20 protein-coding genes and 1 tRNA gene are annotated in these 26,445 nt (G+C 66.2%); 18 read left to right on the top strand and 3 right to left on the bottom strand.

Annotated elements, in window-relative coordinates; genetic code table 11:
- Positions 1 to 15: 15 nt before the first annotated feature.
- The 11 genes from WDM91_06595 to WDM91_06645 are packed head-to-tail and all read left to right on the top strand — an operon-like array spanning position 16 to position 19,528.
- Positions 16 to 3,384, top strand: a complete 3,369-nt coding sequence (locus tag WDM91_06595) for an amino acid adenylation domain-containing protein (protein ID MEI9994243.1) — start codon at positions 16 to 18, stop codon at positions 3,382 to 3,384.
- A complete protein-coding gene (locus WDM91_06600) occupies positions 3,377 to 10,771 on the top strand; it encodes an amino acid adenylation domain-containing protein (GenBank protein MEI9994244.1) in 7,395 nt (2,464 codons plus the stop codon). The genes WDM91_06595 and WDM91_06600 overlap by 8 nt, the downstream gene beginning before the upstream one ends.
- On the top strand, positions 10,768 to 11,529 hold the full coding sequence (locus tag WDM91_06605) for an alpha/beta fold hydrolase (protein MEI9994245.1): 762 nt from the start codon (positions 10,768 to 10,770) through the stop codon (positions 11,527 to 11,529). Before WDM91_06600 ends, WDM91_06605 begins: the two co-directional genes overlap by 4 nt.
- Positions 11,526 to 11,969, top strand: coding sequence for a hypothetical protein (locus WDM91_06610; protein MEI9994246.1), 444 nt, complete (start codon positions 11,526 to 11,528; stop codon positions 11,967 to 11,969). Before WDM91_06605 ends, WDM91_06610 begins: the two co-directional genes overlap by 4 nt.
- Before the next feature lie 3 nt (positions 11,970 to 11,972).
- A complete protein-coding gene (locus tag WDM91_06615; protein ID MEI9994247.1) occupies positions 11,973 to 14,108 on the top strand; it encodes an AMP-binding protein in 2,136 nt (711 codons plus the stop codon).
- Positions 14,105 to 14,929, top strand: a complete 825-nt coding sequence (locus tag WDM91_06620; GenBank protein ID MEI9994248.1) for an SDR family NAD(P)-dependent oxidoreductase — start codon at positions 14,105 to 14,107, stop codon at positions 14,927 to 14,929. The genes WDM91_06615 and WDM91_06620 overlap by 4 nt, the downstream gene beginning before the upstream one ends.
- A gap of 33 nt (positions 14,930 to 14,962) precedes the next feature.
- Positions 14,963 to 15,736, top strand: coding sequence for a methyltransferase domain-containing protein (locus tag WDM91_06625; GenBank protein ID MEI9994249.1), 774 nt, complete (start codon positions 14,963 to 14,965; stop codon positions 15,734 to 15,736).
- Positions 15,733 to 16,695 carry a sterol desaturase family protein gene (locus WDM91_06630; GenBank protein MEI9994250.1) on the top strand — a complete coding sequence of 321 codons (963 nt, stop codon included), beginning with the start codon at positions 15,733 to 15,735 and terminating at the stop codon, positions 16,693 to 16,695. The genes WDM91_06625 and WDM91_06630 overlap by 4 nt, the downstream gene beginning before the upstream one ends.
- 13 nt (positions 16,696 to 16,708) lie before the next feature.
- Positions 16,709 to 17,170, top strand: a complete 462-nt coding sequence (locus WDM91_06635; protein ID MEI9994251.1) for a MaoC/PaaZ C-terminal domain-containing protein — start codon at positions 16,709 to 16,711, stop codon at positions 17,168 to 17,170.
- Between the two features lie 7 nt (positions 17,171 to 17,177).
- Positions 17,178 to 18,266 carry a saccharopine dehydrogenase NADP-binding domain-containing protein gene (locus WDM91_06640; GenBank protein ID MEI9994252.1) on the top strand — a complete coding sequence of 363 codons (1,089 nt, stop codon included), beginning with the start codon at positions 17,178 to 17,180 and terminating at the stop codon, positions 18,264 to 18,266.
- On the top strand, positions 18,263 to 19,528 hold the full coding sequence (locus WDM91_06645; GenBank protein MEI9994253.1) for an FAD-dependent oxidoreductase: 1,266 nt from the start codon (positions 18,263 to 18,265) through the stop codon (positions 19,526 to 19,528). Before WDM91_06640 ends, WDM91_06645 begins: the two co-directional genes overlap by 4 nt.
- 174 nt (positions 19,529 to 19,702) lie before the next feature.
- Here the strand turns inward: WDM91_06645 and WDM91_06650 are convergent.
- Positions 19,703 to 19,787, bottom strand: a tRNA-Leu gene (locus tag WDM91_06650).
- A 253-nt stretch (positions 19,788 to 20,040) separates the two neighbouring features.
- On the opposite strand from WDM91_06650, the gene WDM91_06655 reads away from it, so the two are divergent.
- The 3 genes from WDM91_06655 (at position 20,041) to WDM91_06665 (ending at position 21,688) form a co-directional block, all read left to right on the top strand.
- The gene (locus tag WDM91_06655; protein ID MEI9994254.1) at positions 20,041 to 20,364 is read left to right on the top strand and encodes a YbjQ family protein; all 324 of its coding nucleotides are present in this window, start codon (positions 20,041 to 20,043) and stop codon (positions 20,362 to 20,364) included.
- 1 nt (position 20,365) lies between these two features.
- Positions 20,366 to 20,650, top strand: coding sequence for a hypothetical protein (locus WDM91_06660; GenBank protein MEI9994255.1), 285 nt, complete (start codon positions 20,366 to 20,368; stop codon positions 20,648 to 20,650).
- A 63-nt stretch (positions 20,651 to 20,713) separates the two neighbouring features.
- On the top strand, positions 20,714 to 21,688 hold the full coding sequence (locus WDM91_06665; GenBank protein MEI9994256.1) for a complex I NDUFA9 subunit family protein: 975 nt from the start codon (positions 20,714 to 20,716) through the stop codon (positions 21,686 to 21,688).
- Here WDM91_06665 and WDM91_06670 read toward each other — a convergent pair.
- Positions 21,663 to 22,469 carry an undecaprenyl-diphosphate phosphatase gene (locus WDM91_06670; protein ID MEI9994257.1) on the bottom strand — a complete coding sequence of 269 codons (807 nt, stop codon included), beginning with the start codon at positions 22,467 to 22,469 and terminating at the stop codon, positions 21,663 to 21,665. The genes WDM91_06665 and WDM91_06670 overlap by 26 nt on opposite strands.
- Positions 22,470 to 22,679: 210 nt before the next feature.
- Here WDM91_06670 and WDM91_06675 point away from each other — a divergent pair, with 210 nt between their 5' ends.
- The 4 genes from WDM91_06675 to queG all read left to right on the top strand — a co-directional run bounded on the left by WDM91_06675 (position 22,680) and on the right by queG (position 25,489).
- Entirely contained in the window at positions 22,680 to 22,844 is a 165-nt protein-coding gene (locus tag WDM91_06675; GenBank protein ID MEI9994258.1) for a Flp family type IVb pilin, read from the top strand.
- Between the two features lie 47 nt (positions 22,845 to 22,891).
- Entirely contained in the window at positions 22,892 to 23,665 is a 774-nt protein-coding gene (gene mtgA / locus WDM91_06680; GenBank protein ID MEI9994259.1) for a monofunctional biosynthetic peptidoglycan transglycosylase, read from the top strand.
- Positions 23,666 to 23,760: 95 nt separating this feature from the next.
- Positions 23,761 to 24,405: a glutathione S-transferase family protein gene (locus WDM91_06685; protein ID MEI9994260.1), complete on the top strand. Its 645-nt coding sequence runs from the start codon at positions 23,761 to 23,763 to the stop codon at positions 24,403 to 24,405.
- Positions 24,386 to 25,489 carry a tRNA epoxyqueuosine(34) reductase QueG gene (gene queG / locus WDM91_06690; GenBank protein ID MEI9994261.1) on the top strand — a complete coding sequence of 368 codons (1,104 nt, stop codon included), beginning with the start codon at positions 24,386 to 24,388 and terminating at the stop codon, positions 25,487 to 25,489. The genes WDM91_06685 and queG overlap by 20 nt, the downstream gene beginning before the upstream one ends.
- Here the strand turns inward: queG and WDM91_06695 are convergent.
- Entirely contained in the window at positions 25,486 to 26,232 is a 747-nt protein-coding gene (locus WDM91_06695) for a hypothetical protein (GenBank protein MEI9994262.1), read from the bottom strand. The two genes, queG and WDM91_06695, sit on opposite strands and share 4 nt — an antisense overlap.
- Between the last annotated feature and the right edge of the window lie 213 nt (positions 26,233 to 26,445).

Below are 26,445 nucleotides of genomic sequence, written 5' to 3' on the forward strand. Positions count from 1 at the left end.
GCAGGAACACCGCAGATGATCCCGCGCGGTTCCGCACGCGAGGGAGAGGCGGTAAGGGCTTTGAGTCCCGCGGGGAAGCGCGAACTGCTCGCGCGGCTTCTGCGGGAGCGGGAGACTGGGGCATCGCTCGCGCTCCGGCCGGAGCCGGGCGGACGCCATGAACCGTTCCCGCTCACGGACGTCCAGCAGGCATACCTTCTCGGTCGCAGCGGGTACGGCGAACTCAGTGGCGTGGGGGTTCATGGCTATGTCGAAATCGATTGCCTCGACCTCAATGTTACGAGGCTCGAAGACGCGTGGCGCAAGCTCATCGAGCGGCACGACATGCTCCGAGCCGTCATTCTGTCGGATGGTCGCCAGTGCGTTCGCCCTTTCGAAGAAGCACCGCGCTTCGACATCCCGTGCGACGACTGGCGAGGTGTCGAGCCCCGGGAGATCGATATCAGGACCGCGAAAATCCGGGAGGAGATGTCGCATGAGGTGAGGCCGGCCGACGGCGGCTATCTCTTCGACTTCCGATCCGCGCGTATCGACGATCGCACGACGCGACTCTTTCTGAGCGTCGACTTGCTGAATCTCGACCTGGGAAGTCTGGTTATCTTGGTGCGAGAATGGCGGCTGCTCTACGAACAACCCGAGGCCAGGCTTTCGCCGCTCCCGATCGGTTATCGCGACTACGCCCGTGCGCTTGAGGACGAGGGCAAGTCGCGCCAAGGCTTGAGCGCACTCGAATTTTGGCGGGCACGCCTTTCGACGCTGCCGCCAAAGCCCGAACTTGCGCATCGCATCGCCGCGAACGCCCTGCGCAAGCCGCGTTTCGTCCGGCGGACGCTGCGGATGTCGCGCCAGAAATTTGCGCAGTTCGAAAACCGGGCTCGAGGGCATGGTCTGACGCCGTCGTCCGCTCTGCTGGCCGCCTATGCCGAGGTTCTCGCGCTGTACGGGCGCAACACTGCGCTCACCATCAACGTGACGCTTTTCAATCGTCGACCGTTCCATCCCGCCGTCCACGATCTGGTCGGCGATTTCACCTCGATGATGCCGGTGGACTTCCATGCCGAAACCGGCGGCTTCGTATTGCGGGCAAAGGCGATGCAAGTGCGGCTGTGGGAGGGTATGGAAAAGAGCGCGGTCAGCGGTGTGCGGATTCGCCGGGAATTCCGGCGCCAGCGCGGCCTGCGCGGAGAAGCGGACCTCAGCGTCGTCTTTACGAGTGCGCTGGGGATCGCACCCCAGGGCGACGGGCTCGCCAGCTTCGGACGTGTGAGGTTCGCAGTTTCCCAGACGCCGCAAGTCGAACTCGACTATCAAGTCGTTCCGGAGCCGGACGGCGCCGTGCTGCACAATTGGGACGCGGTCGAGGAGCTCTTTCCCGAGGGACTGATCGACCGCATGCAGGCTTCATTTGCCCGACTTGTCGATCTGCTGGCTCTCGAAGACGCGGCTTGGGAGCGAGAGACCCTCGACATCTGCGATCCCATCGATCTGCAGCCACGGATCGAAGCGAACCGCACGGCAGCGGTTGTTGTGCCGGCGCGTCTCGAAGACGCCTTCGAGCGCCAGACCAACCGCAGACCCGACCGTATGGCTCTGGTCGATCTTGCGAGTTCGATGTCCTATGGCGCGTTGTTGGGCGCGGCAGGCTCCTTGGCGAAGCGACTACGCGAGGCGGGCGTCGCGCGGGGCGACCGCGTGGGGATTCTGGCGCGAGAGAAGCGGGAACAGCTGATCGGCGTTCTGGGCACCCTGAAGGCGGGCGGCGCATACGTCCCGCTCGCCACGGACGCACCGCCCGCGCGCCGTGCCGCGCTGCTTGCCGCGGTGGGCGCCCGTGCGGTCTGTACCGACGGGTCGTGCGATCCCGCGGAGCGAGATGAAGCGCGCAGTTGGGTTTCCATTCGAACGGCGATGGACGACGCATCGCACGGCACGGGCGAAGTCGACGCCGAGGATCTGGCCTATGTGATTTTCACCTCGGGTTCGACGGGCCGGCCGAAGGGCGTCGCTGTCCGGCATCGGGCGGCGTGGAATACCATCCGCGACCTCAACGAACGCTTCGAGATCGGCGCCGCGGATCGCGTCCTGGCCGTTTCAAGCCTCGCCTTCGATCTGTCCGTATACGACATATTCGGCCTCCTCGGATCCGGCGGCGCCGTCGTGGCACCAGCTTTCGATCGTACCAGCAACCCCGCTCATTGGCTCGAACTGATCGAGAATTGTGGCGTAACGGTCTGGAATTCCGTTCCGGCTCTCATGACCCTCCTCGTCGACGAACTCGAACGGCGCGGCGTCGAGGAGATGGGCGGCTCCCTGCGTCTGGTCCTTCTGAGTGGCGACTGGATTCCCATCGGCTTGCCCGATCGTATCCGGCGGCTGTGGCCGAAGGCGAAAATCTACAGCCTCGGCGGCGCCACCGAGGCTGGGATATGGTCGACGATTTTCAAGATCGATGCCATCGACCAGACTTGGCCAAGCATCCCTTACGGCAAGCCGCTGACGAACCAGCACTTCCGGATCGTCGACCGTCGCGGTGTCGATCGCCCGACCCATGTTCCCGGGGAATTGTGGATCGGAGGCGAAAGCCTCGCGCAGGGCTATTGGGACGATCCCGACCGCACCGAAGCAGCGTTCGTCGTCGACGCGCGCACCGGCCAGCGTTACTACCGGACCGGCGACGCGTGCCGCTACCGGCCCGACGGCCACGTGGAGATCCTCGGTCGTCTGGACCGGCAAGTGAAGATCCGGGGACACCGGATCGAGCCGGGCGAGGTGGAAAGCGTGCTACGGCAGGATGCACGGGTGCGTGACGTCGTGGTCGATGTCCGCGGCGAGGCGCCCGACCGGCAGCGGCTGGTGGCCTGGGTGATTGTCGACGACGCCACGATGGCCGCCGAACTGGTGAGCGATCTCAAACGCCGGGCGGCGGCAGGCCTTCCGGTCTACATGGTGCCATCGGCAGTGCATGCGGTGGCCAAGTTTCCCCTCACGGCGAACGGCAAGATTGACCGGCAGGCGCTCGCCGAGCCGCAACGCAGCGAAGAGCCCGTTCGCGAGGTGCCACTGGTCGGAGTCGAGATCGAGATCGCCGGTCTGGCTATGGAGGTGCTGCAGATCGGCGAACTGGGCCCGCTCGACAATTTCTTCGACCAGGGTTGCACGTCGATGCAGCTCGTACAGATACAGGGAGAAGTCCGCCGACGATTCCACGTAGACATTCCGATCGCGATCTTTCTCGAACATGCGAGCGTGCGCGGGATCGCGGCGCTCGTGCGCGGCGGCGAGGCCGCGCCCGACTCGGCGGACGCCGGCGCGGCCCGTGGCCGCATTCGCAGGGAAACGCGCATGCGGCGGACGCGCCCGAGAGGGCAAGACGCGCATGGCTGAGGATCCGCCCGCAGACGCCATCGCCGTAATCGGACTGGCTTGTCGGTTTCCGGGAGCGGCGACCGAGCAGCAATTCTGGCGCAATCTCTGCGGCGGCGAAGAGTCTCTGACCTTTCCATCCCGCGAGCAATTGATCGCCGCAGGCGTGGACTCAGCGCTCGTGAACCGGCCGGAATATGTCCGTGCCGTCTCCAGCATCGAAGGCGTGGACCTCTTCGACCCCGGGTTCTTCGGCCTGACCGTGGGCGAGGCGCGCCTGATGGATCCGCAGCAGCGGATATTCCTGGAAACGGCGTGGCACTGCATGGAATCCGCCGGCTACGATCCGCGGTCCTACGATGGCCCGATCGGCTGCTTTGCCGGCTGTTCGATCAATACCTACATGCTCTGGCATCTCCTGGCGGACGGCAAGCCGCGTTCGCTGAGCGAAATGCTCCCGATGTTCCTCACCAATGACAAAGACTTTCTCTCTCTTCAGGTGGCATACCGGCTGAACCTCACGGGTCCCGCGATCACTTGCCAGACGGCGTGTTCGACCGGTTTGGTGGCCATCCATCTGGCGGCCCAAAGCATCCTCTCCGGCGAGTGCGATCTGGCGCTGGCGGGTGCCGTGTCGATCCGCCCGCCGGAGGGCGCGGGCTATCTGTTCGAAGACGGTCTCATTCAAAGTCCGGACGGACACACCCGTCCCTTCGACGCGCGGGCCGGCGGCACGCTGTTTGGACACGGCGCCGGCGCGGTGGTTCTCAAGCGGTTGGACGCGGCGGTGCGCGACGGCGATCGGATCCGCGCGGTCCTTCTCGGCACGGCCGTCAACAATGACGGCGCCGCGAAGGCGACGTTCCACGCCCCGGCAATCCGCGGTCAATCGCGCGTGATCGCCGAAGCGCAGGAAGTCGCCGGCATCGAACCGGACTCCGTTGCTTATGTGGAATGTCATGGCACCGGCACGGCGCTTGGCGATCCGATGGAGATCGAGGCGCTGACGCGCGCCTTCCGGCGCGGCACGACACGAACCAATTTCTGCGCCATCGGTTCCGTCAAATCGAATTTCGGGCATTTGGAGGTGGCGGCCGGAATTGCGGGCTTCATCAAGACCGCGCTCGTAGTCGAGAACGGCCAGATACCTCCGACCCTGAACTTCGAGACACCGAACCCGGAAATCCCATTCGAGTCGAGCCCCTTCTACGTGGCCACAAGACTGGAGGATTGGCCGCCGACAGCAGCGCCGCGCGTCGCCGGCGTCTCATCGTTCGGCATGGGCGGAACCAACGCGCACGCGATCCTCGGCGCACCACCGAAGCGGGTGCGTCGGCGCCTTGCGCCGGAGCGCAGGCCCTATCTTCTGGCACTGAGCGCCCATGAGCCGGAAGCCCTGTCGGAGTTGGCAATAGCCTATGCCGACGTGATCGAAGCCGAGCCGGAAGCGCTGGGCGATCTGTGTTTCACGGCACATGTCGGCCGCGCGCAATTGCCGTGGCGACGGGCCTTCGTGGCTGACGACCCGCAGGCGATGACGAAGCTGCTGCACGAGGCGGCGCAGGGCGGAAAAGCCCGCCACGTATCCGGTCCGCCGCGCCCGGCATTCCTCTTCACCGGACAGGGGTCTCAATATGCAGGCCTCGCCGCGGGGCTCTACGAGTCCGAGCCGGTGTTCCGTGCCGAGTTCGACCGTTGCGCCGCCGCGGTTGCGGACGAGGTCGGCGTGCTGCTCCCGCAGCTCGCATTCGATCCGACTTCGCAAGCGCTGCGGGATACAAGGTTCGCGCAACCGGTCCTGTTCGCCACGGAATGGTCGCTCGCGGCGTTGCTGCGCGAATGGGGCATCGAACCGCACGCCGTGGCTGGCCACAGTCTGGGCGAGTATGTCGCGGCTAGCGTTGCCGGCGTGATGAGCCCGGAGGACGCCATCCGTCTGGTGGCTGTCCGTGGACGGCTCATGAGTCAGACGCGTGGCGCCATGGCGGAAGTGGAGGCGCCGGAGAGCGTTGTGCGCGATGGAATTGCGCCTTGGGGATCACAACTTGCAATCGCCGCCGTCAACGCACCCGAGCGGATCGTGGTCTCCGGCGCCGAGGCCGCACTCGAAGCGGCCGTCGCGTGGTTCGGCAAGGAGGGAATTGGCGCCGTCAGACTCAAGGTGGAGCAGGCCTTCCATTCCGCGATGATCGACCCGGTGCTCGATTCGTTTCAGCTGGCGGCATCGGACATCGGCTATCGGGCGCCACAAATTCCTCTCGCGTCGAACCTGACGGGCGAGCTCGTCGAGACGGTGGACGCGGCCTACTGGCGCGCGCACGCCAGATCGACCGTCCAGTTCGAACGCTGCGTCAGGACCCTGGCGCACAGCGGCGCGGATCTCTTCGTGGAGCTAGGACCGCATCCGGTCCTTCTCGGGGCCGCCACTACGATTGAGCCTCGGATTCCAGGGATTGCGCTGCTGCGCCGGGGGCAGAACGACACCGAGCAACTCACGCGCGCCTTGGCGCGGCTTTACGAGCATGGGATCGCCGCCCGGGGAAACCGGTATTACGCGGACCGTGGCTACTGGCGCATCGATGCGCCGCGACTGCCCTTTCGGCGCATCTCCTGCTGGGTCGGTCCCAAACAGCAAGCGCGCGCGCCGGACGAAAGACTGCACGAGATCACCTGGGTCCGGGCAGAGCAACCGACCGGACAGAGCAACGTCGCCGGCTGGCGGATCATGGGCGACGTTGGACAACTCGACAACATCCTCGAGAACGCTGTTGCGATTTGCGCCGACTCTCTGCCGGTGGAGCAGTGTGAAGCCTGGGCGCCTTTCGGGATCATCTTTGCACGGGCCGGCGCACCGCCCGGGGACGATCTCGCGGCGTCAACGCAAAGGCTTGCGCAGCAGCTTCGGGAACTGGGGCGTGCCAATTGGCGTGGCCCTACCGTCGTTCTCACAAAAGGCGCCGCCGACGGCGAGCCGTATGCCGCAGCCGCCGGAATCGTGGCGCAAAGCATCCGCGAGGAATTCCCCGGCGCCCGAATCCGCTGTCTGGACGCGAGCGCGGGATGGCACGATCCGCAAGCTGCAGCCGCCGTAGCGCGCGAACTCGAAACCTCGGACACGTCCGAACAGATCCGACTGGAGAGTTCGGGCCGTACTGTGCGCCGCCTGCGGCCGCTGCAGCCGAGCACCGCAAGCCCGCCCATTCGCGCAGACGGCACCTATCTGGTGACGGGCGGCCTGGGGGGCGTCGGCCGCTGTGTCGCGCATTGGCTTCTTGAGAAGGGTGCACACCGCGTTTGTCTCGTGGGCCGCTCGGAAGCCAGCCTGGAAACGCTCGCCGAATTGTCCCAGCATGGCGACAAGCTCTTCTATCGGCGCTGCGATGTGATCGACGAGGCCGGCGTCCGCGCTCTGGTCAAGGACCTCTGCGACCCGCAAGCCCCTCTTCGAGGCGTGTTCCACGCCGCGGGTGTGTATGGCGAAGATGGGCGCGAAACGACGCCGCCTTGCATGTTCCATGACGTGATGGCCCCGAAGGTTGAGGGCGCCCGCAACCTTCACGCGGCGACGCGAGATGTCGAACTCGACCACTTCGTCCTGTTTTCGTCCATCAGTTCGGTTTTCGCGTTACCGAATTTGGCTGCCTATGGGGCTGCCAACGCCGCGCTCGACGGTATCGCGGAGCAACGGCGGCGCCAGGCGTTGCCGGCGCTTTCGGTGAGTTGGGGTGTCTGGAGCGAGGGTGGGATGACGGCGCGCCTGCCGCATGTCCAGCCGCTCATGGATGCAGCGGGATTGAAGCCGATTTCGCAGGCCACCGGCCTGCGCATGCTCGAGGCTGCCATGGCCTCGCGGCGGGCGCATGTGGTCGCGGTTCCGGCGGATTGGGACCGGCTCGCGGTGTGGCGGCCCGATCTCGCGCTGATGTTGAACGAGCTCGTGCGCTCTCCGGCCGGCGTGCTCCCCCAAGCGAATCCGGCCGAGGCCGGCGCAATCGTTCGCGGCATCGTCGCGGATGTTCTCGGGTTGGACACCGTGCCGGACGCGCTCGACTTCGTTTCCCTGGGTGGGGATTCCGTGGCGGCCGCGCAGGTCGTGGGCCGTGCGCGCGGCCATGGCATCGTCATCGCGCCACGCGATCTCTTCGATCGCAGTTTGGCGGAGCTCCTGGCACAGCTTTCGGGTTCCGTCCGCGAACGGCAATGGCCGGAACTGCGACCGGAGCCCACGGCATGGCACGAACCGTTTCCGCTGACTCCGGTCCAGGAAGCCTACTGGGTGGGACGCCAGACAGGGCAGGAACTGGGCGGCGTCGGCACCCACGGCTACCTCGAATTCGAGTTCGAGGCGCTGGACCTTCCCCGGCTCGAAGAGGCGCTGAATCTGCTCATCTCGCGCCACGACATGCTGCGCGCGGTCATCCAGGACGATGGCATGCAACGCGTGCTCGCCGACGTGCCTTCCCTTCGCATTCCGGTTCTGGATCTTCGCGCCGCCGAGGATGCGGCGCGGGCGAAAGCCGCCGAAGCAGTGCGCGCAGAGATGTCGCATCAGGTCCTCCCCGCTGGTCGCTGGCCGCTTTTCGACGTTCGAGTCACACGTCTGCCCGGGTGCGACCTCCTCCACGTGAGCGTGGACAGCCTCATACTCGATGCGGGAAGCATCCGGATGGCGTTGCTCGAATGGGGCGCGCTCTACCAGGGTCAGGACCTGCCTCCCCGGCCGGCGATCTCGTTCCGCGACTTCGTTCTGGGCGAACGCCGCTTGCGCGAAACGGAAGGCTACGCCGAAGCCAAAGCCTATTGGACAGGCCGGTTCGCCGATCTAGCGTCCGGCCCGGAGCTCCCGCTACGGGTACAGGCATCGGCGATCGGCACGCCCCGCTTCTCCCGCCTCTCGGCCGTCCTGCCGCCGCGCGACTGGGAGGCGCTCATGCAAGGGGCCCGCGCGCGAGGCCTGACCCCGACCAGCGTTATGCTCACGGCTTACGCCGAGGTTTTGCGGCGCTGGTGCCGGAACAAGAGCTTCGTCTTGAATCTGTCCGTCGAGCGCCGTCTCCCGATGCATCCGGACGTGGACCGCCTGCTCGGCGAGTTCACCGGCATCGAATTGCTGGTCGCCAAGAAACCACCCCCGGGGGCGAGCTTCGAGACGTGCGCGCGCTTGCTTCAGGAACAATTGCTCGAAGATCTGCGTCACGATCAATACAGCGGAGTCGAAGTCCTTCGCGACATATCGAGACACAGGGGGCGGCTGTCCGGAAACATTGCGCCGGTCGTATTCACGAGCCTGCTCAACGGCCGTTTCGGCCGGGGCGATCGGTCGGCTTTCTTTCCCGGTTACCGGGCACAGACCTTCGGCATCAGCCAGACGCCGCAAGTCTGGCTCGACAACAAGGCGCTGGAAGCCGACGACGGTGGGCTGGTTGCCGAGTGGGACTTCGTGGACGATCTCTTTCCCGAAGGCCTGGTTGCCGCAATGCATGCCGCTTACATGCGGCTGCTTGAACATGTCGCGCGCGGCGCTTGGGACGACCGCTTAGATATTTTTCCTGCGGCGGCCAGGGACAAGATCGATTCCGCCAATGATACCGCCGCGGCGGCGCCGGACGTGCGGCTTCACGAGCCGATCTTGCATACGGCGCGCGCGGCACCCGAGCGCCTGGCTGCAATCGAGGGCGAGCACGCCTGGACCTTTGAGAGCGTGGTTCAGCGTGCCGACGCGCTCGGACGTAGTCTGGCGAAGCGCGGACTGGCGGACGGCGCTCGGGTGGCGATCCTTGCGGAATCGCGGGTCGAGGCCATGGCCGCCGCCCTCGGCATCTTGCGCGCCAGAGGCTGCTATGTGCCGATCGGAACGGACTGGCCGCCGGCGCGGATCGCGCAAGCTCTCGACGCCGCCGAGGTGCAGGCGGTCGTGGGCGATACGAAGCGGCTGGACGGTCTCCAGTTGGCGCCCCATGTCGCCAGTATCGGCCTCGACGCGCCGAACGACGATGCAGGCGAGACTGCGTGGCCGCGGCCCGCTGCGTCGGATTTGAGCTACATCATGTTCACCTCCGGATCGACCGGCGTCCCAAAGGGCGTCGCGATCGAACACGCCGCCGTCGCGAACACGCTCGCGGACATGAACGCGCGCTTTGGCGTGTCGGCCGCCGACCGCCTGTTCGCGGTGTCCGCCTTCACCTTCGATCTTTCCGTGTGGGATATGTTCGGCGTCGCCGGCGCCGGCGGCTGCGTCGTGTTTCCGCGCCGTGGCACGGAGAAAGATCCGGGCGCCTGGGTGCACGATTTGGCCACGCACCGGATCACGCTGTGGAACTCGGTGCCGGCGTTCATGGAGATGCTTCTGGGATACATCGAGACGGCAGGCATCGACCGTCTCGGCGAGGCCCGCGAGTGGATGAGGCTGGTCCTGCTGAGCGGCGACTGGATTCCTCTCGAACTGCCCGACCGCATCCGCAGGGTCTTTCCGAACGCCCGGATCGTCAGCCTCGGGGGCGCCACGGAAGCCGCGATTTGGTCCGTGCTTTACGAGATCGAAGAGGTGAAGCCGGGCTGGAAGAGCATTCCTTATGGAAAAGCGATGCGAAACCAGCGCCTGTATGTGCTCGATGAAGATTTCGAACCCTGCCCCGAACACGTGGTTGGCGAGATTTGCATAGAAGGCCTGGGCCTGGCCCGCGGCTATTGGGGAGACCCGGAGCAGACCGCGGAGCGCTTTTGCGTCCCGCCGAACCGAGGCCAGCGTCTCTATCGGACAGGAGATCTCGGACGTCTGATGCCTTCGGGCGACATCGAATTCCTCGGACGCGAAGACGGCCAGGTAAAGATCTCCGGCTTCCGCGTCGAGCTCAAGGAGGTCGAAGCCCATCTCCTTGCAACGCCGGGCGTTAAACAGGCGGTAGTCGAGCGCATCGGCGGACGGACCGACGGCAGGCTGGTGGCTTACGTGATTGGCGGCGTCGATGCCGAGACCCTTCACCGGAGCATGCGAAAAATTCTTCCCGGCTACATGGTACCGTCCCAGATCGTGGTCCTGGAGGCGTGGCCGCTCACGGCAAACGGAAAAATCGATCGCAAAACGTTGGCCGGCCTGCTGAGCGCGGAAAATCCGCAGGCGCGCGCGCGCTCCGGCGTGCCGGAGAACGCCTTGCAGGCAAAGCTGCTCGACCTGTGGCAAACCGTCCTGGAACTCGACGAGCCCGTGGGCATCGACGACAGCTATCTGGATTTGGGCGGGAATTCGGTTCACGTCGCCCGCGTGATGGCGGACCTGGAGACGTTCCTCGGCGAGGAGGTCCCCGCGATCCTGCTGTTCGAAAGCACGACGATTCGCGAATTGTCCGCCCAGCTCGCCACGGAGTTCGACTCCGCGGCTTCGCTGGTGCGCGAGAGGATCGTGTCATGAACCGTTGGATCCGCTGTCAGATTCCGCGGCCCGAGCACGAAATCAGGCTCATCTGTTTCCCCAACGCGGGCGCCGGCGCAAACGCGTTCGCCACTTGGGGGCGCGCACTGCCCGCGCGGATCGAAGTCTGTGCCGTCGAGCTCCCAGGGCGCTGGACCCGGATTCGCGAACCGCTCTACACACGGTTCGACGACCTGAGCGGCCCTCTGCGCGATGCGCTGGAGCCGCTGTGCCGGGGGCGCTTCGCATTTCTCGGATACAGCATGGGCGGGCTTCTCGCCTTCGAGTTGACGCGGCGGCTGTGCGAAAGCGGGGCACAGGTCCCCGAGCATCTCTTCGTGGTCTCGACGCCGGCGCCCGGCGCCCGGCCCGCGAAACGCGTGAGCCATCTCGACACCACGCAGATGATGAATGCCGTCGCCAGGAATACCGGGCGCGCGTTCCCCGCCGAGCTCGGCTCCGAGATGACGGACCTGCTCGTTCCCATTCTGCGCGCGGATCTGGCGGTCGCGGAATCCTATCACTGCGAGAATCCGAGACCGCTTCCGGTACCGATCAGCGCCTTCGCCGGAAAGGGCGATCCGGCCTTCGAGGATCCCGTCGCCCTCTCCGGATGGCGTTCGCAGACCATGGCCGGCTTCAATGCGCGCGAATATCGCGGCGACCATTTCGTCCTGGATCAGCATCGGGACGACGTGATGCGGCACATATCGGAGGCGCTCGGCGCGTCTCCCATCCCGTCGAGGACTGCGCCATGAGCCGCAGCGGTGCGCAGCAGCGCAGTCTCATCATGGCCGTAGGCGCGATGCTCGTGCAGGGCAGCTGGGCCGCATATGCAAATTGGGATTTCGGCGCAGCTGCGGGAGTCCGGGCCGGCATCGTTCAAGGCGCTCTCAGTTCGGTGATGACTTATGTGGTGACGATGATCATGGAGTGGATCCTCGGCCGCATGGAAAGGGCGTCGCGACCCGTCGCGGTCGCAGCGGCCGCGGCATCGGCGATCGCGACGATGATCGTATTGCAGGCGGGAATGCACCGGCTCGCCGGAACGCCGCGAATACTTGTCTCGATCTTGCCCGCCGTGATCGTCGGCGCCTTTTATTGTGCAATATACAGCATCGTCGTCACGCGGCGCGGCGCGGCCCATGCCGGGAGCTGCGAAGCGCCGCGCTACGGCAGCGAACCCCAGGGAGAATGAGGCGTGGGCAGGGACGCCGACATATCCGCGCCGGTCCGCTCTGCCGCGGCGAGCCTCTCCGGCGCCCGGACGCTGTGCGAGATGCTCACCGCCCGCGCGCAGATGCATCCGGACCGCGTCTTGTATCGCTATGTCGAATCGGCGAATCCCGACGCCGCCGCTCGCGCGCTCACCTTCGGCGAGTTGCAGGCTCGGGCGCAGCAGCGGGCTCGCCTCCTTCGCGAGACGGCGCGCGAAGGCAGCACGGTCCTGCTGATCTATCCCGCGGGGTTGGATTTCATCATCTCGTTTTACGCCTGCCTCTATGCGGGATTGATCGCCGTCCCCGCGCCGCCGGCAATGCCCGGCCGACTGCAGCGCATGTTTCCGCGGCTCACGGCCATCGCCAGGGACTGCAAACCCTCCTTGGCCCTCGCCAACGCCAAGCTGGCGAACCTGGTGAAATCCGGATTGGCGGACTCCCAGTTCGGCCTCGACGCGGCATTGGCAGGCGTCCGATGGATCGCGACGAGCGAGGACGAGGAACTGAGCGCCGCGGGCGGCCAAGCCCTGGCCGGGAACAGCGAGATTGCTTTTCTGCAGTACACCTCCGGCTCGACGGCCGACCCCAAGGGTGTGTGCATCACGCACGCCAATCTCATCTACGGTCTGGCGAACAACGCGGTCGAGGCGGCGTTCGCGCATGACAGCGTTACCGTTTCCTGGGTCCCCAATTTCCACGACCTGGGTCTCGTCTTCGGGGTTCTTCAGCCGCTTTATGTAGGCGGCGAGGGAATATTCCTGTCGCCCGACGCCTTCATGCGACGGCCAGCCTTCTGGCTGGAGACCATCTCGCGCTTTCGCGCCTCGCACAGTTCGACACCGAACTTCGGTCTCGAACACGCGTTGCGGCGCGTCACGGATCGCGAGTTGCAGGAAATCGACCTTTCCTCGTGGGTCGTGGCGGTCATCGGCGGAGAGCCGGTGCGCGCCAACACCATCGAGAGGTTCGCAGCGCGTTTTGCGCCCTGCGGATTGCGCTACCCCACGCTTTCGGCGTGCTACGGAATGGCCGAGGCGGTCCTGAAGGTCTCCTCCACGACGACGCGCGGCGCGGACATTTGTGAATTCGATGCGGCGGCGCTGCGGCAAGGATCGGTCCACGCGCCGATACCGGGCAAGGACACGCGACGGCTCGTCGCCTGCGGCTGGATTGGGCCCGGCACTCGGGTCGAGATCGTGGATCCCGAAACCGGGCGACGCTGTCTACCCGACCGGGTCGGCGAGATCTGGGTCAAGAGTCCGAGCATCGCCGCCGGCTACTGGCAGCGGCCAAAAATCACGGCAAGTGCGTTCCAAGCACGGTTGCCGGACGGGGACGGCCCCTTCTACCGGACTGGCGACCTCGGCTTCATATGGACCGACCAGCTCATTCCCTGCGGCAGGCTCAAGGACCTCGTCATTGTCCGCGGCCTCAACTACTACCCTCAGGACATCGAAGAGGCGGTGGAGAACGCCCATCCCATCATGCGCGCGGGACGCTCGGCGGCGTTCTCGACGGACGGCGAGACCGAGGAAAAGCTCGTGGTTGTCGCCGAGGTGCGAGGTTCGCCTTCGAATTTCGGGGAGGCCATCGCCGCAATTCGCAGGACCGTGGTGGATCAAGTCGGCCTCCACGTCGCGCGCGTGGTCCTGATAGCATCCGGCAGCTTGCCCAAGACGTCGAGCGGAAAGCTGCAGCGCGCCGCGACCCGAACCGCCCTGGAGGCAGGAGCGCTGCCGGTGCTGCTGGACTGGACCCTCGCCGATCTGGTGGGCGACCGCTCGTCCCTCGTCGACTATCTCATGAAGCAGCTCTCCGAAGAGCTGTCGCGGCGCGGTGTCCTCGACGACTCGGAGGCTTTGAATCCGGATCGCTCGCCGATCGAGCTGGGAGTGGACTCCCTGATGGCCGTCGAATTGCTGAACAGCATCCGCGACGAACTGGGCATCCGGATATCCGCCATTGCGCTGGCGGAAGCGCACTCCGTGAAGGAACTGGCCGCCGCCATCGCCGCACAGCCCTCCCGCCAAGACGAGGATTCCAGCGACGTGACGTCCTTCACCGACGAGGCCGTCGACAGAATGCTCCACGAGCTGATGAAGGACGATCGCGCATGAAAGAGACCTTCGCCAATGCCGTCGCGGTCGTGACGGGTGGAGCCTCGGGAATCGGACGCGGCCTCTGTGAAAAGCTGGCGAGCTACGGCGCCACGGTCGTCATCGCCGATATCGACCGGGCATCCGGCGAGAAAGTGGCGGCCGAGATCGTGGCGCGCGGCGGGTCGGCGACGTTCGTCGCCTGCGACGTCCGCCGCTTTGCGGAGGTGGATGCACTGCTCGCTGAAACGTTGCGGCGGCACGGACGGTTCACGCATATGTTCAACAACGCCGGTGTCACGGTCATGGGCGAGGTCCGCGACATGCTCCCGGAAGACTGGGACGCGATGATCGACGTGAACGTGAAGGGCGTCGCCAACGGCGTGCAGGCCGCCTATCCGCGCATGGTCGCCCAAGGCTACGGACACATCGTCAACACCGCCTCCACCGCCGGACTGATCCCGCATCCCGTCATGATCGGCTACGCCACGACCAAACATGCCGTGGTCGGCCTTTCGATCTCGCTGCGGGTGGAAGCGCGCGCCCTCGGCGTGAAGGTGACGGTGGTCTGTCCCAGTTCGGTCAACACCCCGATGATCGAGAAGCTCACCCTGCGCCGTGTCGACAAGGCAGGCATCTTTGCGGATCCGGCCGTCAGTCTGATGCCGGTGGAGCGATGCATCGACGGCATCCTCGCCGGCGTGGCGCGCAACGAAGGGCTGGTGATCTTTCCGCGCCGCTCGCGCGTCATCCACCTGCTGCATCGCCTAGCCCCGGGTGTGTTCGCATGGTATATGGGCCAGCGGCTGGTGAGGTTTCGCCAGACCGCGCGTACGGCGTAGCAGATCGGCGTGAGATCCGGGAGGGATCGAGCAATGGTGTACCTCTACGCGCACAGTTGGAGCCACGAGCGCGAGCGCCTCGCCGCCATCGAAGGCAGCCTTGACGAATATTCGATCGCCACGCTTCTTGCCGTCGGCGTCGGCGCCGGCTGGCGCTGCCTCGAAGTGGGCGCGGGAGCGGGCTCTATCGCGCGCTGGCTGAGCGAAGCGGTGGGACCGTCCGGCGGCGTGGTCGCGACGGACCTCGAGACCGATCTCCTCGGCGTGCCGCCGGCGAACATGGAAATCCGCAAGCACGACATCAGAACCGACCCGCTTGAACACAGCGCCTACGATCTCGTCCATGCCCGCAAGGTCCTGGAGCACCTCGCCGCGCCGCACGACGTGCTGGCGCGCATGGTGATCGCAACCCGGCCGGGCGGCTGGGTCGTGGTGGAAGACGCCGATCTGGTATCAGCCCTGCACAGCAACTCCGACGATCCCGATCGCTTCCGCGACCTCTACCGCGCCTTCATCGCGACGATGCAAGCGCATGGCTATCACCCGGCTCTGGGTCTTTCGCTCGCCGGCATGCTGCGGGCCGCCGGGCTGTCCAACGTGCGCCTTCAAGGCTGGACATCGGAGTGGACGGGCGCCGGCGAGCGGCCTTCGGTCTTCCTCAGGACCTTCGAGAAGATCGCGCCCCGCGTGATCTCGGAAGGCCGCGCGGGCGCCGCCGACACCGATTGGCTGCTCAGAGAAATCCAGCGTCCGGCGTTTCGCGCGATCAGCGCGACGCATTATTGCGCCTGGGGCCAGCGGCCTTGAGCGTCCGGCGGGACGGTCACCTGGATATCGCGCCGGGCCGCGACGCCGGGCCATCTTATTCGGTCTGGTTCGTCCCGGTCGTCCTCGCGGCGGTGCTGGCCGCGGCGCTGTTCGCGGTCTCCGCCGGCGTTCCGCAAGCGGCGTTTTCCGCCGGCCTGTTCGTCACTCTCGTCGCGGTCGGCTTCGCGCTGGAGCGTAGCTTTCCGTTCGAGCGCCATCCGCGCGACCGCCCGACCGGCGTCCCCATGGAGATCGCCAACAGCCTGTTCAACGCCGTGCTGGTCGGCCAGGCGATAACGATAGGGCTTCCCCTGCTGCTCACCGCGCTCGTGGGACGCGCAACGGGCGACGCGGGCCGAAACGGCGTGGGAACGCTGCCGGTCGGTTTGCAGGTTCTGCTTTCCTTCCTGATCATGGATTTCGCGCGCTACTGGGTCCATCGCTGGCAGCATCGCTGGTACGTGCTGTGGCGCTTCCACGCAATCCACCACTGCATCGCCAAGGTCCGGCTCTCCAACGCTCTGTTCGCCCACCCCATCGACTACGTCCTCAGGAATGTGCTGCCGCTCCTGATTCCCATGTGGATCGGCTTTCGGCCGTCGGCGGTGTTCGTTGCGGTCGCCATCGTCCAAGTGCTGGGGCTTCTCACTCATTTCAACGTCGGCCATCGCTGCGGCTGGCTGAGCCATGTCCTTGCGACCAATGAGAACCATCGCTGGCATCACAACGTCGATCCGACGCACGGCGCCGACCGCAATTTCGGCATCGGCCTCATCGTCTGGGACATCCTGTTCGGCACCTTCTACCTGCCGGCGGACCCGGCCGCACCGGCCCGGATGGGACGCGACGGCGAGGCGCCGCGCGGCTTCTGGGACCTCATGGTGCTGCCCTTCAGCCGGGCCCGCGTCGGCGGCCCGCTCACACAATGGGCCGAGCCGCCTCAACGGGCGGACTCATAACGGGAGACGGAGCATGCGGTATTTCGAAGACATCGAGATCGGCAACGAGATGACGGCCGGTCCCTACGAAGTGACGGCCGACGAGATCGTCACCTTCGCCAAGAAGTGGGACCCCATGCCATTTCACGTCGATCCCGAAGCAGCGAAGAAATCGCATTTCGGCGGGTTGGTGGCATCCGGCTCGCACACCATCGCGATCTATTACGCGCTGCTGCACGATCTGCGCCGCCGCGCGGTAGAGCCGTTCGCGGCACTCGCCGTGCTCAAGCTGGAGATCGAGTTCACCGGCCCCGTCCGCGCCGGCGACAAGATCAGCATCTCGTCCACGCCGATCGAGAAGCGCGAGTCGAAGTCCAACGACAAGGTCGGCATCACCAAGATGCAGGTCGTGCTGACCAACCAGGACGGCGCCAAGGTGTTGGCGCTGGTTGCGACCGGCATGTTCGCCAGGCGTCCGACAACGCCGGCGGCGTAGGCGCAAGGTGCGGGTTGCCGTCATCGGCGGATACGGCGCCGTCGGCGCGATCGCGGCCCGCGTTCTGGCCGAGGACGCGGGCGTCCGTGTGCGCATCGGAGGACGCGATCCAGCCAAGACGGCGGTGTTTGCTTCCGAACTGGGCGGCTGCGCCGAAGCGGCGGCCGTCGACGTCACGGATGGCGACTCGCTGCACCGCTTCGCACGGGAGTGCGACGTGCTGCTGTATAGCGGCCCGTCCGACATCGAAGCGCGGATGCGGACAGCGCACGCGGCGGTGGCCGCCGGCGCGCACTACGTCGATGTCGGTACGCCGCTTCCGCTTCGCGACCGTCTGGCAAGCGAACTCGGGCCGCAATTCCGTGCAACGGCACGCGTCTGCGCACTGGGTGCGTCATGGATGCCGGGCTTGGCGGAGCTGCTCTTCTTCCACGGCGTCGCGCTCGCCCGCGCGCGCCTCGACACAATCGAGCGCATCGCATTCTTCGCGCGTTATCAAGGCCCGCTGGGTATCGCCGGCGCCGAGGAGATCCTGGACGAGGCGCGGCGGCCGGATGCGGGCGACACGCGAGGCGCGTACCGAGGCGGCGTCTGGACCGCGAACGCCAAATCGAACGTGTTCGTCTTCCCCGAGCCGGTCGGCAAACAGATGGTCGTGCCCAATTTTCCCCTGCATCTGCGCCAAGGCGTCGAAGCCAGTGGGCTCCAAAACCAGGTCGCGCACGTCGCGTTCTGCGTGGGCATTGGCGACCGGCTCATGATGGCGCTAGCGGAGCGGGCACGATCCGGCAGCGCTCTCGACGCAGACCGGATCGTGCGCGCCAGCCAGGAAGATGCGCAGCGGCGGAGCGCGGGCGAAGCCCTGGTCTTCGCCGCGACCGGCACATCGAGCGGGACGCGGCGCGAGGTCGGCGTCCACCTCGTATCGCGCGGCGGGATGGCGCTGATGGGCCTGGTCCCAGCAAGCTTCTGCCAAGCGCTCCGCGCCGGCCGGATCGAGCGGACGGGAGTCGGCTTCTTTTGGGACCTCGCGCCTGCCGAGGCGATCCTGCAGCCGCTCGCGAAGGCCGGCTACGCCGTGCGCGTGTCGCCATGACGGTCGACCTTCCGCTGCGGCGCTCCTATTGGGGCCCGGACACCGCCGCCGAGCTTGCGCCGCCGCTGCAGGGCGATATCGAGGCCGACCTCACCGTTGTCGGCGGCGGCGTCATCGGCGTCTCCACCGCCATTGCGGCCCACGATGCCGGTCTTGATGTCGTCCTGCTCGAGCGCGCCTTCGTCGGCCATGGTGCCTCGGGACGTGCCGCGGGCATGCTCACCCTTCCTGTCACCTGGGGCGAAGCGGCGGCGCCGTGGCTGGCCGACGATGCCATGGCCAAGTCGATCCTGCGCTGGTCGCAAGATGCGATCGACGCAGCGGAGAGGTTCCTCGGCGCGAACGGCGTCGCCTGCGGCCTGCTGCGACGGCCTTTATGGCTCATCGCGCACGATCAAGCCGGCTACGAGGATCTGATCCGGGCCTCCAGCCTTCTTCGCGGCGCCGGGATCGCCGCCGAGCCGCTGCGCGACTCCTGGCCAACGACCTACCGCTCGTTCGGCGCGCTGCGCCTGGGCAACCAGGCCGTCGTCGATCCGTGGAACATGGCGCGCGGTTTGCGGGCGGCGGCCTTGCGGCGCGGCGTGCGCCTTTTCGAAGGGACCGCAGTCGATGACGTGACGGGCGGGGAGCCCGTCACCGTTCGCGCGCCGGGCGGCACAGTGCGTTCCAAATATGCGGTGCTGGCTGTGAACGGCTTCTCCGGCGCGCTGAGCCGGCGCGACGACCTTCTGGTCCCCTGCCGGGTCTATGCGGCCGCGACCGCGCCGCTCCCGCCGGCGGCACGCCAGGCGATCGGACCAGCAGACGACGTCATCCTCAACGATTTCCGCGGCCGATCCGGCGGCCCGCGGCTGTTCGAGCGTTTCCGGCAAAGCGGCGAGCTAATCTTCGGCGCCTCGACGCTGTGGCCGCCCAAGGACCTGGACCAGGACTGGGACGCGCGCAGCTTCCGCTTCCTGCTGCGCGAGCTGCAGCGTCGCTATCCCGGCCTCGGCGATCCCCCGATCGCGACCATATGGTCCGGCCTGGAATGCTTTACGCGCAGCGGGCTGCCCATCCTGGACTGGCTACCCAATCTCGAGAACGTCGCCATTGGCGTAATCGGAAATGGCCGCGGCCTCGGTCTGGGCACGACCTGCGGCCGGCTCTTGGTCTCTCGCCTGCTCGATAAGCCAATGAACGACAAGGCATCGGACCTATTTCTATCGCTCTGCTCGCTCGCAAGTGCCGCCGGCCCTGTCGGTACGAATTCAATCTGAGGAACTTTGCAGCAAAGCAGGCCGCTCTTTGCGCGAGCCGTTCGAGTCCCAATGCCGACTCCAACTCAATTTTGGTCGACTGGTAAGAGGTTGGGTTTGTTAGACGATTTCTGACACATTCGTCCGTGTACTGTTTTTATTTTAGATAAGTATTTGACTTAATTGAATTTTTCCTGGTGCCCAGAAGAGGACTCGAACCTCCACGCCTTGCAGCGCTAGTACCTGAAACTAGTGCGTCTACCAATTCCGCCATCTGGGCCGATGGAAGGGCGCTGTTTAAGGAAGCGGGCAATCCCTGTCAAACTCTTCCGCCAATCCGGCCTTTTACGGACGGCGCCGCCGGTGCGTCCGCGACAAGCAATAATCGAAGGCATGCGGAAAAATCGACCTGCCGCAGATGCCGCCTTCTTCTGCTGGGGCCTGCGACGCCTTATGTAAGCTGCAGCAGCGCTCCGCCGCTGCCGCCGGATTCGCGGCCGGTCTCGCGCGCCTTCGCGCAAAGGGAGGATGGCATGCTCGTTACGACCACGGAGAATGTGAAAGGCCAGCGCGTGAAGATCTCGCTGGGCCAGGTGTTCGGCGTGGTGGTGCGCTCGCGCGGCCTCGGCGGCAACATCATGGCCGGCCTGCGCTCGATCGTCGGCGGCGAGATCCACGAATACACCCAGCTGCTCGAAGAGACACGGCGGCAGGCGATCGACCGCATGGTGCGCAACGCGACCGCGATGGGCGCCAATGGCGTCGTGATGATGCGCTTCGATTCGTCGGAGATCGGCCAGACCATGAGCGAGATCGTCGCCTATGGCACCGCGGTCGTGCTGGAACCGGAGGCTTGAGATGCTGCGATTCCTCGTGATCGGGCTGGGGCTCCTTTCCCTGGTCTGCGGCCTTGCCGCCCTGGCGACCGGGGCGTTCCCGCCCGCCATCGTGTTCGGCTTCTGGGGCGCGATGATCGTGCTCACCACGGTGTTCGAGCGCGTGATCTACAAACACATGCTGCCCGCGCGGCCCGGACCGGGCTGGGAACGCACACCCGAGCGCTTCGTCGACGATCGGACCGGCGAGCCGGTGACGGTCTATATCGAGCCCAGGAGCGGCGAACGCGCCTATGTGCAGGAGTAGGTGTGGCGGGGAGCGGCATAAGGCGGACTTTTCCTAAGCGCCGCACCCGGCTATGAAGCGCCTATGAGCGCTTCCCTGATCACGGTCTTCGGCGGCACCGGCTTTCTCGGCCGGCACACCGTCCGCGCCCTCGCCAAGGCGGGGCTTCGCATCCGCGTCGCGGTGCGCCATCCCAACAAGGGCTTCTTCCTGCCGCCCAACGGCACGGTCGGCCAGATCGCGCTGATGAAGTGCGACGTGCAGGACGCCGAACAGGTCGCCGCGGCGGTGGCAGGCGCCGATTCGGTCGTCAACCTGACCGGCCTGCTCTATCCGCATGGCGGGCAGGATTTCGACAGCCTGCATGTCGAGGCGGCCGAGACGATCGCCAAGGCCGCTGCGGACGCCGGCGTCCGGATGCTCGTGCATGTCTCGGCGATCGGCGCCGACAAGGATGCGGCGAGCAGCTATGCTGCGAGCAAGGGCGCGGGTGAGGCCCGGGTGCGCGCCGCCTTCGCCAACGCCGCCATCCTGCGGCCCTCGCTCGTGTTCGGGCAGGAGGACAGCTTTTTCAACCGCTTCGCGGCGCTGGCGCGCGTCCTGCCGGTGCTGCCGCTGATCGGCGGCGGGCAGACGAAATTTCAGCCCGTGTTCGTCGGCGACGTCGCCGCCGCCATTGCGAAGCTGGCGCAGGACCCGACGCTGGGCGGCAGGATTTACGAGGCCGGCGGCCCGACGGTCTATTCCTTCAAGGAATTGATGCAGATCGTGCTGCAGGAGACCGGCCGGAGCCGCCTGCTGGTGCCGGTGCCGTTCGCGCTGGCGACGCTGAAAGCATTCTTCCTGCAATTCCTGCCCGATCCGCTGCTGACGCCGGACCAGGTGACGCTGTTGCGTTCTGACAATGTCGTGACGGGCGGGGATACGCTCGCGACGCTGGGCATCGTGCCGACTTCGGTCGAGGCCGAGCTGCCGACCTATCTGTGGCGCTTCCGGGCGAAGGGACAATACGAGGAAGCGGTGCGCGACCGCGTCAGCGAAGCAGCAATACCGCGATAATCCCGAGGCCGGCCGCGATCCGATACCAGCCGAACGGCTTGAGGCCGTGGCGGCCGATGAAGCCGATGAAGGTCCGCACCACGAACAGCGCGACGATGAAGGCGACGACGAAGCCGATCGCGATGTCGAGCCCCGCATCCATGTTGAGGCTGTGCCGGTTCTTCCACAGGTCGTACACCGTCGCGCCGAACATCGTCGGCACCGCGAGGTAAAAGGTGAAGAGCGCGCCCGCCCGCCGGTCGACCCCGACAAGCTCGCCGCCCAGGATGGTGGCGCCTGAGCGCGACACGCCCGGCACGATCGCCAGAACCTGGAAGAAGCCGATCTGCAACGCCTTGGAAAGCGGCAGCTTGTCGCCGTCGAGATAGCGCGGCGGCGGTGCCAAACGCTCGAACACCAGGATGAGGATGCCGCCGAGAATCAGCGTCGCGGCGATGACCTTGGGCGCGACGTCTTCCGCGAACAGCACGGTCTTGATGAAATCGTGCAGCAAGGCGCCGATCACGGCCGCCGGCAGGAAGGCGACGATCACCGCCAGCGCGAAATTTTGTGATTCGCGCGAACGCGGCAGCGTCACCAGCACGTCCCAGAAACGCCGCCAGTAGACCGCGACCACCGCGAGGATCGCGCCGAACTGGATCACGATGGGAAAGACCTCGCCCGGCGGCTTGAAGCCGAGCATGTCCTGCACGATCAGCAGATGGGCGGTCGAGGAGACGGGAAGAAACTCGGTCAGGCCTTCGACGACGCCCAGGATGATCGCGTTCAGAACATCATGCATTTATGGTTTCCCAGGCGTTATCTCAAGACAGTGGTAACATAAAAAAAGGCCGCAAAGCCGCGGCTTTCACAGGACCATTGCATTTCATTGGCGGCAAATTCAATTCGATTTTGGCGATCGAACTTAAACTCGAGGAAAGCTGGACTGCGCATGATTGCACCCACGCCGCCCGACGGCCTTCCGCAACGATTTTTTGAACAGGGGCATCCCATGACCAAGTTGATCCAGTCTTTCATCCGCGACGAATCCGGCGCCACGGCCATCGAATACGGCCTGATCGCCGCCCTCATTGCGGTCGTCATCATCGGCGCCGTCGAAGTCGTCGGCACCAACCTGTCGACCACCTTCACCACGGTATCGAACAAGATCAAGTAAGGCACTCTCCTTGCGCCGAGCGGCGTCGTATTTGCTATGCTCGGCGCATGGATGGGGACGATCAGGAAAGCCGCGCGTCGACGCCACGGGCGAACGCGCGCGGCTTCTTCCACCGGTTCTGGCGCGGGCATGACGGCGCCAAGACACCCTGGGCGCGGCGCATTCTGTCCGTAGTCTTCTTTTTGGCCCTGCCCGCGCCAGTCCTGGTGCTGCTGATCTTCCGTTTTCTGCCGCTGCCCTTCACGGCGCAGATGGCCGCCGCCTTCGTGACGTTTGAGGACGTCCATTACGCGTGGCGGCCGGCCGAGGCGATCTCGCCCTATCTGGGCCGGGCCGTCGTTGGCGCCGAGGACCAGAATTTCTGCAATCACAACGGCTTCGACTGGAAGGAGCTGGGGGACGCCTGGCACGACTACAGCGTGCGGCACAAGGCGCTGCGCGGCGCCAGCACGCTCAGCCAGCAGACCGCGCGCGAGGTCTTCCTGTTGCCGGTGCGCAGCTTCGTGCGCAAGGGGATCGAGGCCTATCTCACGGTGCTGATGGAAGCCCTGTGGCCGAAGAAGCGAATCCTGACGGTCTATCTCAACACGGTGGATTGGGGGCACGGCAATTACGGCGCCGAGGCTGCATCGCAGGCCTATTTCGGCATCTCCGCGGCGGCGTTGAACCCGGCCCAGGCCGCGCGGCTGGCCGCGATCCTGCCCAATCCGGAGAAGTGGAAGGCGGTACATCCCGGCCGCTATGTCCGCAAACGCACCGGAACGCTGGTCTCGCGCCAGCATCAGGTGACCCGGGATGCGCTCGATTGGTGCCTGAAGTAGGGCGCCGGCGCGGTGCGCGAACCCGATTGCGGCACTGACAGCCGGACCGGAGGCGAATTTTTCCCGAAGCGGATTTGCTCTACATTGCGCCCAAGATGCGCAAACTGATTCATCTCACTCTTTCGCCGGCATCGCGGCTGGCGCGCCTGCTGGTGGGCGAAAAGCGGCTGGCCTGCGACCCCGTCCTGTGCGACGACGCGCTGGCGCACCTGCCCGCGTTCGTCGACCTGGACGGAACGACCGTCACGGGGCTGTGGGCGATCGTCGACCATCTCGAGGGCACTTATCCCGAACAGCCGCTGATACCGGAGGACCCGACCACCCGCGGCAATGCGCTACGCTGGCTCGACTGGGCGATGGGGCCGCTGCAGGACCACGTGACACGGCGCATCCTGTTCGAGAAGGGCGCCCAACGCTACACCGGCGCGCCGCAGCGCCTGGCACCCGACATGAACGTGATCCGCCAGGGCCGCGAGGCCCTGCGCTCCGTGCTCAAGATGCTGGGCGACGCGGCGGAGGCCAACGGCAACCTCGCGACGCGCGATTGCACCATCGCCGATCTCGCGGTGGCGGCGCATCTGTCCTCGCTCGATTATTTTGGGGAAGTTCCGTGGACGGATTTTCCCCTCGCGGCGGAATGGTACATCCGGATCAAGTCGCGGCCTTCCTTCCGCACGCTGCTGGGCGACAAGGTCCCGGGACAACCGCCGACGGCGAGCTATGCCGAGCTCGATTTCTAGGGACGATCCAAAGGGGACGATCCGCGCCCGGGCGCTGGCCGACGGCTTCGACACCGTTCGGATCGCACGCGCCGTGGCGCCGCCGCGGGCGCCGGAGCATCTCGACATCTTCCTCGCCGAGGGGCGGCACGGCAGCATGGACTGGCTGGAGCGCAACGCCGACCGCCGTGCCGATCCCAGCGTGCTGTGGCCCGCGGCCCGGAGCGTCATTGTCCTGGGCCTGAACTACGGGCCTGATGGGGATCCACGCGCGGTACTGGCGCAGCGCAGCGTCGGCGCGATCTCGGTCTATGCCCAGGGCGAGGATTATCACGACGTCATCAAGGCGAAGCTGAAGCGGCTCGCGGGCGACATCGCGCGCGATCTCGCTTGCGAGGTGAAAGTCTTCGTCGACACCGCGCCTGTGATGGAGAAGCCCCTTGCACAGAGTGCCGGCATAGGCTGGCAGGGCAAGCACACCAATCTCGTCAGCCGCGAATTCGGCTCCTGGCTGTTCCTCGCCTCGATCTTCACCACGCTCGACCTGGCGCCCGACGAGGCCGAGGCGGATCATTGCGGGCACTGCACACGCTGTCTCGACGTGTGCCCCACCGGCGCGTTCCCGGCGCCCTATCAGCTCGATGCCCGGCGCTGCATCTCCTATCTGACCATCGAGCACAAGGGACATATCCCGCGCGAATTCCGCGCGGCGATCGGCAACCGGATCTATGGCTGCGACGATTGCCTGGCGGTGTGTCCGTGGAACAAATTCGCGCAGGCGGGGCGCGAGAACCGCCTGGCCGCGCGCGACGAGCTGAATGGCCCGGCACTGCGCGAACTGGCGCGGCTGGACGACGCCGCATTCCGCACCCTGTTCCGCAAATCGCCGGTCAAGCGCATCGGGCGCGACCGCTTCCTGCGCAATGTGCTGATCGCCATCGGCAATTCGGGCGATGCGACGCTGGCAGTGGAAGCGGAGCGTCTGTTCGACGATCCGTCGCCGCTGGTGCGCGCCATGGCGGTATGGGCAGCGCGACGGCTGGGAGCCGCCCTGCCGGCCCGGCAGGAGAGCGATCCCGACGTGCTTGCCGAGATGGCATCCTAGGGCTTGGCGGGCGCGGCACTGTCGGCGAGATGCTGGCGTGCGGCGTCGGCGGCGGCGCTGCCGGGATAGACGGAAACGACCTGCTGCCAGTCAGCGCGGGCGCCGGCGAGATCTCCGGATTCGAACTTCGTGGCACCACGTTCGACCAGCGCGTCGGGATTGTTGGGTTGCAGTCGCAGCGCGCGATCGAAATCGGCACGCGCGTCGGGACGGCGATTGAGCGCGTGGCGGGCGCTGCCGCGCAGCACGTAGAGATCGGCGCGGTCGGGACTGACCAGCAATGCCGCGGTCAGGTCGGACTCGGCCTTGGCCCAGCTTTGCCGGGCGGCATAGGCACGAGCGCGGTCCGCAAGCAGATCGGCATCGAGCGGATCGGCCGCCAGCGCAGCGGAGAACGACACGATGGCGCTGTCGGGCCGGGACGCCAGCAGCCAGGCGTTGCCGGCCTGGTCGTAAAGCGCCATGCGGCGCTCGGGATCGGCCGCGAAGCCGCTGCGGGCCAGTGCGTCGAGCTTGGCCGCGGCTTCGCCAAAGCGGCGCAATCCGACGAGCGCCAGGGCGGTGCAGTGATCGGCGGCCGCGCCGCCGTTCTGTCTCGCCCAGACGCCTGCCGTTTGGAGCGCGCCGGCCGGATCGGTCTGCGCCTGCGTCAGGCAGGTGTCATATTGCGATGCGGCCGCGGCGGGCGCCGCCAGCGCAGCGAAAAAGCCAAAGAAGAAGCAGGCGTGCAGCAACGGTCTCATCTCAACTCTCCAACATGATATGTGACCGTCCCATCGCGAAAATTGCCGGCCTGGGCGTCCTGACCGACACAATCGAAGCGCGGAGCCAGCGCCGCCCTTCGGCCAAAGTATCCAGCGCTCGCGCCTTGCTGCCGGTTATGTTGGACCGGACGTTGCCGATAGGCGGTCCGTTCTCCGTCCGCGCCGACAACGAGGGACCATAGCGTCGAATAA

This window comes from Rhizomicrobium sp. (genome assembly GCA_037200385.1).
Taxonomy (GTDB): Bacteria; Pseudomonadota; Alphaproteobacteria; order Micropepsales; family Micropepsaceae; genus Rhizomicrobium.